13 protein-coding genes are annotated in these 11,966 nt (G+C 61.5%); 1 reads left to right on the forward strand and 12 read right to left on the reverse strand.

What is annotated here, in order from left to right:
- Positions 1–4 precede the first annotated feature (4 nt).
- A complete protein-coding gene (gene pcsA, locus EFB14_RS04885) occupies positions 5–733 on the reverse strand; it encodes a phosphatidylcholine synthase (RefSeq protein WP_126823207.1) in 729 nt (242 codons plus the stop codon).
- 343 nt (positions 734–1,076) lie between these two features.
- Between pcsA and EFB14_RS04890 the strand changes: the two genes are divergently transcribed.
- On the forward strand, positions 1,077–1,889 hold the full coding sequence (locus EFB14_RS04890; protein WP_125844647.1) for a ferredoxin--NADP reductase: 813 nt from the start codon (positions 1,077–1,079) through the stop codon (positions 1,887–1,889).
- A gap of 50 nt (positions 1,890–1,939) precedes the next feature.
- On the opposite strand, the gene EFB14_RS04895 is transcribed toward EFB14_RS04890, so the two are convergent.
- The 11 genes from EFB14_RS04895 to EFB14_RS04945 all read right to left on the reverse strand — a co-directional run bounded on the left by EFB14_RS04895 (position 1,940) and on the right by EFB14_RS04945 (position 11,908).
- On the reverse strand, positions 1,940–2,554 hold the full coding sequence (locus EFB14_RS04895; RefSeq protein WP_126823209.1) for a GntR family transcriptional regulator: 615 nt from the start codon (positions 2,552–2,554) through the stop codon (positions 1,940–1,942).
- A 111-nt stretch (positions 2,555–2,665) separates the two neighbouring features.
- Entirely contained in the window at positions 2,666–3,037 is a 372-nt protein-coding gene (locus tag EFB14_RS04900; protein WP_126823211.1) for a VOC family protein, read from the reverse strand.
- An 82-nt stretch (positions 3,038–3,119) separates the two neighbouring features.
- Positions 3,120–4,322 (reverse strand): ABC transporter permease, encoded by a 1,203-nt coding sequence (locus tag EFB14_RS04905; protein WP_126823213.1) that lies wholly within the window; start codon positions 4,320–4,322, stop codon positions 3,120–3,122.
- Positions 4,312–5,028 carry an ABC transporter ATP-binding protein gene (locus EFB14_RS04910; protein ID WP_126823215.1) on the reverse strand — a complete coding sequence of 239 codons (717 nt, stop codon included), beginning with the start codon at positions 5,026–5,028 and terminating at the stop codon, positions 4,312–4,314. The genes EFB14_RS04905 and EFB14_RS04910 overlap by 11 nt, the downstream gene beginning before the upstream one ends.
- Positions 5,029–5,040: 12 nt before the next feature.
- Positions 5,041–6,330: an efflux RND transporter periplasmic adaptor subunit gene (locus tag EFB14_RS04915; protein WP_126823217.1), complete on the reverse strand. Its 1,290-nt coding sequence runs from the start codon at positions 6,328–6,330 to the stop codon at positions 5,041–5,043.
- Positions 6,331–6,553: 223 nt separating this feature from the next.
- Positions 6,554–6,928, reverse strand: a complete 375-nt coding sequence (locus EFB14_RS04920; protein ID WP_126823219.1) for a GFA family protein — start codon at positions 6,926–6,928, stop codon at positions 6,554–6,556.
- A gap of 9 nt (positions 6,929–6,937) precedes the next feature.
- Entirely contained in the window at positions 6,938–7,147 is a 210-nt protein-coding gene (locus EFB14_RS04925; RefSeq protein WP_008526691.1) for a hypothetical protein, read from the reverse strand.
- Between the two features lie 296 nt (positions 7,148–7,443).
- Positions 7,444–8,523, reverse strand: coding sequence for an ABC transporter ATP-binding protein (locus tag EFB14_RS04930; RefSeq protein WP_126823221.1), 1,080 nt, complete (start codon positions 8,521–8,523; stop codon positions 7,444–7,446).
- 30 nt (positions 8,524–8,553) lie between these two features.
- Positions 8,554–9,603 (reverse strand): carbohydrate ABC transporter permease, encoded by a 1,050-nt coding sequence (locus EFB14_RS04935; protein ID WP_126823223.1) that lies wholly within the window; start codon positions 9,601–9,603, stop codon positions 8,554–8,556.
- Positions 9,600–10,637 (reverse strand): carbohydrate ABC transporter permease, encoded by a 1,038-nt coding sequence (locus EFB14_RS04940; RefSeq protein WP_126823225.1) that lies wholly within the window; start codon positions 10,635–10,637, stop codon positions 9,600–9,602. The genes EFB14_RS04935 and EFB14_RS04940 overlap by 4 nt, the downstream gene beginning before the upstream one ends.
- 11 nt (positions 10,638–10,648) lie before the next feature.
- Positions 10,649–11,908: an ABC transporter substrate-binding protein gene (locus EFB14_RS04945; protein WP_126823227.1), complete on the reverse strand. Its 1,260-nt coding sequence runs from the start codon at positions 11,906–11,908 to the stop codon at positions 10,649–10,651.
- Positions 11,909–11,966: the final 58 nt, after the last annotated feature.

Below are 11,966 nucleotides of genomic sequence, written 5' to 3' on the forward strand. Positions count from 1 at the left end.
TGTCCTAAGCTTCGCGTCCAAGGGTCGGGAAGAATTGCAGCACCGCGCCGATGACGTAAAGATAGATTCCGGTCACGATGAAGAGAATGAGCGCCCATTCAGGCGTGTCGAAATGCATCAGCAACGAATAGATGCCGAGCGCCGACCACAGGAAAAAGACGCCGAGATTGAGCGGGCGCAGCCTCTTGACGCGGACCGGATGCAGGAAATTGATTGGCAGGAAGGTCAGCACCACCGAAACGGTGACGACGGCGAGCGCCGTCGTCGCGCTGGCATCGATGACGAACAGCGTGAAGACGATCATGTTCCAGACGACGGGGAAGCCGGAGAAGAAATACTCCTCCGTCTTCATGCCCATATCGGCATAATAGATGGCGCTGGAGACGACAATCATGCCGGCGGCGACGAAGGACCAGGGTTCGCCGATCATGCCGCTCTGATAGAGCGCGAAAGCCGGCAGAAGCACATAGGTGACATAATCGATGATATTGTCGAGCGTATCGCCCGACCAGTTCGGCAGCACTTCCTTGACACGTACCTTGCGGGCGATCGGACCGTCGATGCCGTCGACGAGAAGGGCAAGCCCCAGCCACCAGAACATGTCGATAAAGCGGTGCTCGGCAGCCGCGACGACGCCGAGAAATGCAAGGAAAGAGCCGGAAGCCGTCAGGATATGGACGGAAAAGGCGCGCATTTCCGCATAAGGAACACGCTTGTAGTTGAAAATCTTCATATTCCCCCGACCGCCCTATCGCGCTCGCTCCGGCAAGCGTCTTTTTTCGCCATCATCACCGGTCCTGTTCCTGTACAGGTTCGGCGCCTAGGTCTTTGTTGTCGCACCGTTTTTGCCGAAAGCCGGCGTCCATAGCAAGGCGCGCCGCTCTAATATGCATCCTTTGCCGGGCTTCGCCAGCGCGAAATATAACATTCCCCGCCCGCCATTGAATCCTGACAGTAACACGCATATTTCCTTTCATGAGCGCTGGATGGAATGGAATGCCTTTAATTCCGGCCCGATATGTAATATCTGCCTCGCATCCGATAGTTCATCCGACGAAACGGGATCCTCTACCGCAATGAACGCGCCTGCAAAGACCGAAGACTTCGCCTCGTCCATCCCCGCCGGTGTTTACGCCGAGACGGTGCTTGCCGTGACGCATTATACCGACCGGCTCTTCCGCTTCACGATGACCCGGCCGCAGGGCTTCCGTTTCCGTTCCGGTGAATTCGCGATGATCGGCCTGATGGTCGAGGGCAAGCCGGTCTTCCGCGCCTATTCGATCGCCAGCCCTGCCTGGGCCGAAGAACTTGAATTCTTTTCTATCAAGGTGCCGGACGGCCCGCTGACTTCGCATCTGCAGGCGATCAAACCAGGCGACCAGGTGCTGATGCGCAAGAAGCCGACCGGCACGCTGGTGCTCGACGCGCTGACACCCGGCCGTCGTCTCTACATGTTCTCGACGGGAACGGGCATTGCGCCTTTCGCCAGCCTGATCCGTGATCCCGAGACCTATGAGAAGTTCGAGGAAGTCATCCTCACCCATACGACCCGCGATGTCGCCGAGCTGAAATACGGCTTCGATCTCGTGCACGAGATCCAGAACGATGAGTTGTTGAAGGAAGTCGTCGGCGACAAGCTGCGGCATTATCCGACGGTCACGCGCGAGGATTTCGCATATCGCGGCCGCATCACCGATCTGATCTCCTCCGGCAAGCTGTTCACCGATCTCGGCGTGCCGCCGCTCGACCCGGCAATCGACCGCGGCATGATCTGCGGTTCCTCGGCAATGCTGAAGGATACCAAGGAACTGCTCGAAAAGGCCGGCCTCGATGAAGGTGCCAACAGCAAGCCCGCCGAGTTCGTCATCGAGCGCGCGTTCGTCGGCTGACGCTCTACTAACAACCAGATCTGACAGCGGCTCCTGAAACGGGGCCGTTTCTATATGTGGGCGAGATAGTCGATCAGCGCCGTCATGGCGGCGCGCGCCTCATCCGGCTTGCCCGCATGGATGGCGCGGATGACGGCGACATGCAGCGAGATCGAGCGATCCATGCGTTCCGGGCTTGCGGTGGAGTACCAGAGACGGCGCGAATGGGTCTGCACCGGGCCAAGCGCTGCCATGATGAAGCCATTCGGACAGGCATCCTCAAGGATTTCGTCGAAAGCCTTGTCGGCGGAGAAGAAGCCGGCGAGATCTCCCGTGACGGCGCATTCCTCCATCGCGCGGGCGCATTCGACGAGGCGCGCGCGCTGTTCGTCGGTCGCATGTTCGGCGGCAAGGCCTGCCGCGATCGGCTCCAGTTCGCGGCGCACCTGCATGACATTGCCATGGTCCTCAGGCGCGATCTCGGCAACCTGCAGCCCGACACGCGCCTTCACCAGGATCAACCCCTGCCAGGCGAGCTTCTGAATTGCCTCGCGAACCGGCGTACGCCCGTGACCCGCCATATCGATCAGCTGCTTTTCGGTGACAAGTGCGCCAGGTTTCAGCGCCAGCGTTACGATCAGATGCTCCAGCGCGAGATAGGCAAGATGGCTCTGTGAAGTCTGCATGCCGAAAATCCGACTCCCAAATTGATATTTCACGCGCGGACAAGCCGAGAATTGAAGGCAAGTCTCACTGATATATCATAATGGAGACAGATAGATAACAAGGCTTCGAGGTCAAGCGCTTTCCGCACGCTTTCGAAAAGCCCGGCTGGAAACCGAGATCGAATTTTGACATGGGTCCTTGGCGTTGGCGAACATATAGCCGTCAGCCTTGTGAATAGCCCCGAACTCCAGGCCATTCTCCGCGCATCGCCTGCAAAAGCCCTCGACATCCTCCACGTCGAATACGAGCTTGACGGTGGATTGGCCGCTCCGCTGACCCTTAGCGGCCTGATGAAGCATTATATTCGCGCCGCCGTCCTGAGAAGCCAGTTCGACGATCCTGTCGCCGGGCAGGCCAATCGCCTTGAAACCGAAATGCTTCTCATAAAACCGCGCCGTTTCCTCGACGTTTTTGGCGTAGATCAGCAGTCTGTTGAGCGGCACGATGCTGCCCTCCGATAGCGGTTATATTCGGTTCATAGGAGTAGAGGGGCGAGATATGTTTTGCCATGCCTGAGCGGCTTTTTTATTCGTGCCGCAGCGCCTCGATGGGGTTCAACTGCGCCGCCCTTCTCGCTGGGAAATAGCCGAAGATCATGCCGATCGCCGCGGAGAAGACGAAGGCGACGGCGACCATGAGGGGGCTGAAGACGAAGGGCACTTTCAGCAGCGTCACTGCGCCGAAACCGAGGCTCAAGCCGAGCACGATGCCGGTGATGCCGCCGAACAGCGACAGCGCCACGGCTTCGACCAGGAACTGAGTGAGCACTTGGTTTTCGAGCGCGCCGATTGCCAGGCGGATGCCGATCTCACGGGTGCGCTCGGTGACCGAGACCAGCATGATGTTCATGATGCCGATGCCGCCGACGAGCAGGCTGATTGCGGCGACCGCACCGAGCAGGCCGGTCAGCAGTGTCGTCGTGCCGGTCATCGCCTCGGCGATCTGCGTCATGTCGTTGACGTTGAAATCGTCCTGCCGGCCGGGAATGATCTTACGGCGCTCGCGCAGAAGATTTTCGACATCGGACTGCACCTTGGCAGTGGAAAAACCGTCGCGCGCCGAGATGATGATCTGCGGAACGTTGCTGTTGCCGCTGATGCGCCGCTGGAACACCTTGACCGGCATGATGACGACATCGTCCTGATCGGTACCCATGCCGGACTGGCCGCGCTTGGCAAGCACACCGATGACGGGGCACGAGACCTTGCCGACGCGGATCTGCTGGCCGGTGGGGTCGGCGCTGCCGAAGAGTTGCGAGCGCACCGTCTCGCCGATGATGCAGCGCGCCTGGCCGCGTTCCTCGGAGGGCAGGAAATTGCGGCCGAGCGCCAGATCCCAGTCCTGCGCGACGAAATAATCGTTGGTGGTGCCGGAGACGCTGGTCGAATGGTTCTGGCCGCCGAAAATCACGGTCGCTGTGGATTGGTTGAGCGGCGCCACCGCCCTGAGACCGCCGATCTGGTCGCGAATGGCCGCGACGTCCTTGATGCTGAAACGCTTGGCCTCGGAGCTCGCCCGGCCGGGACCGAACTGGCCGGGACGGACGAACAGCATGTTGGTGCCGAGCCGTGACAGCTCGGTCGAGACTTGTGCGGTCGTGCCGTTGCCGATCGTCACCAGCGCGATGACGGCGGCGACGCCGATGACGACGCCGAGCACGGTCAGGAAAGAGCGCAGCATGTTGCGGCTGATGGCGCGCAGCGCGAGCTTCAGCGTCTCAAAGAACATGATCCGCTCTCCTGCGGTGCTCGACCTCAGTCTCGAGCTTACCGTCGACGAACCGCAGCAGCCGCTGCGCATAGGCGGCGATATCGGGCTCGTGCGTGACCATGACGATGGTGATGCCCTGCTCGCGGTTCAGCCGCGTCATCAGGTCCATGATCTCGACGCTGGTCTTCGTGTCGAGATTGCCTGTGGGCTCGTCGGCCAAAAGCAGCGCCGGTTCGGTGACGATGGCCCGCGCGATCGCAACGCGCTGCTGCTGGCCGCCTGACAGTTCCTGCGTCTTGTGATGTTCACGGCCGGACAGGCCGACCAGCGCCAGGGCTTCGTGGGCTCGGTCACGCCGCTCGCGCACCGCCATGCCGCGATAAATCAGCGGCAGCTCGACATTTTCGACGGCCGAGGTGCGCGACAAGAGGTTGAAGCCCTGGAAGACGAAGCCGAGCATGTGACGGCGCAGCAGTGTCAACTGGCCGCGGTCGAAGCCACTGGTCGGGATGCCCTGGAAGATGTAGTCGCCGCCGCTCGGCACGTCGAGGCAGCCGAGGATGTTCATCGCCGTCGATTTTCCAGAGCCAGATGGCCCCATGATCGCGACGAATTCATGGGCGTTGATCGCAAGGTCGACATGGTCGAGCGCGCGGATCGCCGCCTCGCCCTGGCCGTAGACTTTCGAGACCTGCCTGAATTCGATGAGCGGCGAGCTTGTCATGCGTCCCCTCGCCTAATTCGTCCGCAACGTGGCGTCGGTCACCAGCGCGTCGTTCTCCTTGATGTCGCCGGAGACGACCTGGGTGAACTGGCCGTCGGATGAGCCGACCTGGATGACGACGGGCGTCGGGCGGCCATCGCGCAGCACCCAGACGCGGCGCTCGGCGCCCGTCAGCGCCGGACCGGAATCGCGGCGCTGGCGCGGCGGACCGAAGAGGCCGAAAATGCCGCGACCGCGCCGTTCCGCCTGCGCCGGGGCGTAGCGCAGCGCGGCGTTCGGCACCATCAGCGTATCCTTGACGGCCTCGACGGTGACATCGGCCGTCGCCGTCATGCCGGGGCGCAGCAGCAGGTCGGCATTATCGACTGACAGTACCGCCTTATAGGTCACGACGTTGTTGACCACTTCGGAGGCGAAGCGGATCTGCTCGATCTCGGCCGGAAAAGTCCGATCGGGATAGGCGTCCACGGTAAACTTCGCCTTCTGGCCAACGGCGATATGGCCGACATCGGCCTCGTCAACATCGACCTGCAGCTCCATCTTCTTCAGATCGCCGGCGATGGTGAAGAGGATCGGCGCCGAAAGCGAGGCTGCGACCGTGGCGCCCGGATTGACGGAGCGGGTGAGGATCACCCCGTCGATCGGCGAGACGATCTTCGCCTTGGCGAGGTTGACCTCGGCAAGCTGCAGATCGGCCTCCGAGGCCAGCACCTCGGCTTCGTTGATCTGTTTGGCGGCAACGGCGGAATCATATTTGTAGGTGGCGTCGTCGAGACTCTGCTGGGTGGAGACGTTGCTCTTGACCAGGCTCTTCAACCGCTCGAGCGAGGTTCCTGCCGATTGCATGTCGGCATTGGCCTTGACAACGTTCGCCTTGGCTGAGTTGAGTTTGGCGCGCGAGCTCTTCACATCCGCCTCGAGCTTGTTGGTGTCGAGGAGGGCAAGCACATCGCCCGCTTTAATCGTGCTGTTATAATCGACGTTGACGTCGCGGACCGTGCCGGAAAGCTCGCTCGATATATCCACCTGCTCAGTCGGCTGCACCGAGCCGGTGGCGGTGACGAGCACCGTCAGGTCGCCGCGTTTAGCCGGCTGGCTGGAATAGCTCATTTCACTGCGCCCGCGGCCCATATAGACATAGGCGGCGATAGCGGCGGCGGCGATGACGACGAGAAGGACGATCAGGCGCCCGCGCCAACGGCGGCCCTTGCCTTGCCTTCCCGACGCGGCGAGAACCGCTGCGAGGTCGGGCGTTGCGCCAGCCTTTGCTCCGGTTTCGTTGCCGCTTACGATTTTGTTCATATCGTCCTCGATCAGTCAGTGGCCGTCCCGGCCCTACAGCGAAATAATCACAATGCAGATGAACCGACGATTAGCGTCGCGCCGAACTGGCACGGAATTGCGGATAGGTGAAATGAAATATTGGTAAGGAAAGTCAAGTTTCTGTGCGCTTGAGCATGGGGCGCAAACTGTGCGGCGGTTTTGCGATCAAGGCATGCGGCAAACCAAAGACAAAAAGCGCCCGTCAGTGCGCATCCTCGGCAAATTGGTCCGCGCCGGACAACGGATGCAGCCACGGTTCGCGTCGCTTGATCCAGACCTCAAAGCTGGGCGCAAGGTCGGTCGGCGGACTGTCGAGAGAGCCTAAGCGAATTTCCGCCTCATCGTCCCTGAGGCAGAAAAGCCTGCTGCCGCAGACGGGGCAGAAGCTACGGCCGGCGAAGCTGGCGATCTCGCCGCTATGGGAGAAAGCCGGGCGCGGCCAGACCGCAAAGAAAACGAAGGCGGAGCCGCTCGATTTGCGGCAATCGGCGCAGTGGCAGAGGCCGACACGAAGCGGTTCGCCTTCCACCTGATAGGCGACCGCCCCGCAAAGGCAGCTTCCGGTTCGGATCTTCATGATGGGGCGTCAGGCATCGAGACTGGTCGGCAGGCCCGGCGGGCGTCGCTTTGCCGCCATCAACAGGTCGAGCTCCGTGGCGGATGGACCGAACTTTTCGTAAAGCCGCTTCGCCTCCTTGTCGTCGAGCCGGTATTTCCTGGCAAATTCGCTGATGCTGTAGGGGCGGCCACGCAACACTCTTCGCGCCGGGGTCGCCGTATTCGGTGCGTCGGTCATGGTTTTCTCCTTTCATCAGATACTCTGTAAGCTAGAGCGATAGGACGAATAGGGAAGAGCCGATGGACTGCACCGGCTCTTCCAGCATGGTGGATCGGGTTCGTTTCCGGAACCTTCTTGCCGATATGCGCATTTTCAGATCGAGGTTGCGGGCCGCGCCAAGCGGACGCGGTGGTGCCGGAGAACATCGGGATTTTTCCGCTTTCTCCCGATGGCCAACGAAACGGCAGACGAGCTCCCTACCCGCCCGGTCCGCTTCCCCATCCCGTCTCGTTGCGCATTTTTTGCGATATGCTTTAGGAGAGGCGCTGGCCATCCTCGCCGAAGAGGTGCAGCACAGCGGGATCGAGATTGAGCGGCAGGCTATCGCCCGATCTCATCCGCTGCTGGCCGGCAAAGACCGCAATCAGCTTCTTTCCGGCGGCGTCGGCATGAACGACCGTCTCGGAGCCCAGTTCCTCGACGAGGATGACGCGGGTGTCCAGCCGCGTCGCGGCAGCCGCATCGGCAAGGGTGATGTGTTGCGGCCGGATGCCAATGCTGATCCTTTCGCCGACCGGACGAGTTTCACGCGCGATGGCGGAAAGGCGGTGGCCACCGACAGTTTCGACCTGGGTGAACCCGCCCTCGTGACCGATGATTGCGCCCTCCAGGAAATTCATATGCGGCGCGCCGATGAAGCCGGCGACGAAGCGGTTCGCCGGCTTGTTGTAAAGTTCGAGCGGCGTTCCGACCTGCTCAATCCTGCCGCCTCTCAGCACGACAATGCGATCGGCAAGCGTCATCGCCTCGACCTGATCATGGGTGACGTAGATCATCGTCGCCTTCAGGCGGGCGTGGAGGGCCGCGAGTTCGGCGCGCATGGTGACCCGGAGCTCGGCGTCGAGATTGGACAGCGGCTCGTCAAGCAGGAAGGCATCCGGCCGGCGGACGATAGCACGGCCGATGGCGACACGCTGGCGCTGGCCGCCGGAGAGCTGGCCCGGCCGGCGCTGCAGGAAGGGTTCGATCTCCAGCATGCGTGCGGCATCGGCGATGCGCGCTTCGATCTCGGCCTTCGCCACCTTGGTGTTTTCGAGGCCGAAGGCGAGATTTTCCCGCACGCTCATATGCGGGTAGAGCGCATAGGACTGGAAGACCATGGCAAGGCCGCGGTCGGCGGCGGTGATACCGGTGACATCCTTGCCGTCGATAGCGATGCTGCCGCCGGTTGGCTTATCGAGGCCGGCGATCAGGCGCAGCAGCGTCGATTTCCCGCAACCGGACGGGCCAACAAAAGCGACGAACTCACCGTCGTTGACGGCAAGCGAGACATCGCGAATGACTTCGACGGCGCCGAAATTCTTGACGATGTTCCTGAGTTCGAGCCCGCTCATGCGCTCTCCTGTTTCATATTATGAGCCCGCCTATTTCAGTCCGGAACCGGCAATACCAGTTGTGATGAAGCGCTGCAGGAAGACGAAGATCAGAACCACCGGGATCATCGAGACGACGGTCATGGCGAGGATGTAGTGCCATTGCACGTTGAGTTCACCGGCATAGACGTTGAGGCCGACCTGCAACGTGTAGAGTTCCTTGCGTGAGAGCACGATCAGCGGCCAGAGGAAATCGTTCCAGCGCCAGACGACCGAGAAGATCGCCAGCACCGCCAGCGCCGGCGCCGACAACGGCAGGATGATGCGCCAGTAGATCTGCCACTCGCTGGCCTTGTCCATGCGGGCGGCGTCGATCAGCTCGTCGGGGATCGTCAGCATGTATTGCCTGAGCAGGAAAACGCCGGTCGGGGTCGCGACCGTCGGCAGGATGACGCCCCAAAGGCTGTCAAAGAGGTTCAACGTGCCGATGACGGAATAGAGCGGCACGACGATGACCGAGAGCGGCACCATCAGCGTCGCCAGGATCATCAGCATGACGGCGGTGCGGCCGGGGAATTGGTATTTCGAGAGCGCGAAGGCGGCCATGGAATTGACGAGCAGCGTAATGGCCGTCGCAGCGACCGTCACGAAGACGGAATTGCGCAAGAACAGGAAGAAATCGAAGCGCTGGAATGGTTCGGTGTAGTTGCCGCCGGCGAATTCGACCTTACGCACCGGCGTGCGGTCCTTGATGTTGGCCTTGACGATCTCACCGGGCTGCTTCGGATCGACCATCTGGCCGATGATACCGATGCGGCGGACTTCGGCAAGCACGCGGGTGCTACCATCAGGCATGATGACATTATAGAGCGGCAGCGGCTTGTCGTAGCCCGATACATCAGCCTGTTCAGTAACATAGGGCAAGAAGGACGGCGGGAATTCGGCAAGTGCTGCCGGCGTCTTGAACGAGGAGAAGACCAGCCAGACGGCCGGACCGAACATCAAAAAGACGCCCGATATCAGCCAGATCCAGGTGACCACATCCGTCCAGTGCCAGCCACGCCCGCGGCGGCGAAGGAGGAAGGCGCCGACAGCGCTCATTGGCGTGTTCTCTTCTTCTCGTTGCGGGCGCTGACACCGAGCTGGATCAGCGTCAGGATAACAAGCACGATGCCCATCAGGATCGACGCGGCCGATGCAAGCCCCGGATTGCGCAATGAACTCGCAAAGCCGGTCTCGTAAATATACTGGGTGATGTACATGGTGCTGGTGCCCGGCCCGCCGCCGGTCAGCACGAAGACCTCGTCGAAGATCTGCACAGCGCGGATCAGCGCCAGTACCAGGACGACGATGAGGTTCGGCATCAACAGCGGCAGGGTGATGCGCCGAAAGATGCGGGTCGGGCTCGCCTTATCCATCGCCGCCGCCTCGTAGAGATCCCTGGGGATCGCCTGCAGGCCGGCGAGCAGGATCAGCGCGTAAAAGCCCATATGCGCCCAGACCGAGACGAAGACGGCGAAGAAGAAGGACCAGAACCGGTCGCTGAGCCAGGAGAACGGCTCGAAGCCGAAGGGGCTCAGCGCATAGTTCAGCAGACCCTCGCGCTGCAATATCCATTTCCAGATCAGGCCGACGACAACGGGCGACAGAAGCACCGGAAAGAAGAAGACGGCGCGCCAGAAGCCGCGATTGGAAAGCGCTCGATTGAGGATCAGCGCCGTTGCCAGCGCTGCGACCAGCATCAATGTCACCTGGAAGACGACGAAGACAGCCGTGTTGCGCACGGCCGCCCAGAAGGTGTCGGCGGCACAGGTCGAGGGGTCGAGATAAGAGCCGCAATCGAAGAGGATCCGGTACTGGTCGGCGCCGACATAGGTCCTGTTCTGCAGGAAGATGGCGCTGCCGCTCGTCGTCGAATAGATGAAGTTGATGACCAGCGGCAGGAGCACGAAGACGGTGAAGATCAGCATGTTGGGCGCCAGGAAAACGCCCGCCATGCCGTTCAGCCCCGTCAGCTTCTGCCAGGCGCGCATGGGAATATCGACGAGCCCCATGGCAAGCCGGACAGGCGCAAGGAGCGCCTGCCGCAGACCGGTTTTGACAGGTGGTTCTGAAGAAACCATCTTCGCCGCTATCTATTCTTCCGTCAGTTGCCGGCGACCTTCGCCTTGATGTCCTCGTCGATGCGGGCATAGGCGTCGTCGAGCTTCATTTCGCCGGCGATCACCTGGCTGATGCGGGCGACGATGGCGCTGTAATAAGCGTCCGACCACTTCCAGCCCGGCAGCTTCATGGCGGGTGCCGCCGTCTGGCCGGAGGCATCGACGAAGGCCTTCAGCGCCGCCTTCACATGCGGATTGTCGGTCTTGAAGTCCAACTGGCCGGAGGCGACGCCCTTATGAGCCGGAATGAACAGGCTGCGCTCGGCGAACTCCTTCTGCACGTCGGCGCTCGCCAGGTAATCCATCACCTTGGCGACGTCCTTCGGGTTTTTGGTGTACTTGACGGCGACGAGACCGGCGCCGCCCTGCATGCCTGAGCATGCAACGGGCCCGCATGGGCTTCCGGTCACGACCCAGTCGAAATTATCGCCAATCTTCTGGGCGAAGCCCGAAACCTGCCAGCTGCCGGAATAAAGATAGGCAAGGCCGCCATTGATGAAGTCCTCGGCAGCGGAGCGGTAGGTAGAGCCGGCGGCGCTGACCCAGACGTCCTTGTTGATGGTGCCGTCCTCGTTCCACTTAACGAAACGGCCGAGGAAGTCCTTGGCGCCTTGATCGATCGGCGCAGGCTTGCCGTCGGCGGCGATGTAGTTGGCGCCGTAGGAGATGTTCGGGCCGGAGACGCGATGGCCGGAGCGGTCAATCGCCATGGCGAAGACCTTCTGGCTGTCGGCGACCTTCTTGGCAGCCGCCGCCCAATCGTCCCAGGTGGCTTTCGGGCCGGGGATCTCGACACCGGCCTGATCGAACAGCGTCTTGTTGGCGAAGCCGCCGGTCAGCGTCAGCTGCGTCATGAAGCCGGTGATGGCGTTCGAACCGTCAGGGCGCATCCAATCGGCCTGGGCGCCGAAATTGTCGTCCCAGTATTTCGCGTCGGTGAGATAGGGGCGAAGGTCGAGCCAGTGCTGCGCAGGCGCCTTCAAATTGGTGACACGGGCGATATCCGGCCCCTGCCCGGCTTCCAGCTGCACCGGCAACTGTTCCTTGACGACGTTGTAGGAGACCTCGTCGAGAATGATGTTGATGTCGGGATTGGCCTTCGAGAAGCGCGACAGCAGGTCCTTGATCACATCGCCTTCGCCGCCGTCGGAATACCACATGATACGCACGTCGCCGGCGTGGGCCGCAACGGAACTCAAAAGAACCGCAGCGAAAGCCGCGCCGATCGATTTCATTCTGGTCATTTTGTCCTCCTCCTGACCGATGAATTCCTATGTCCGGCTGGTCCTCCTCCTGCCGGAC

The sequence above is a fragment of the Rhizobium fabae genome (assembly GCF_003985135.1).
In the GTDB taxonomy this organism is placed as follows: domain Bacteria; phylum Pseudomonadota; class Alphaproteobacteria; order Rhizobiales; family Rhizobiaceae; genus Rhizobium; species Rhizobium pisi.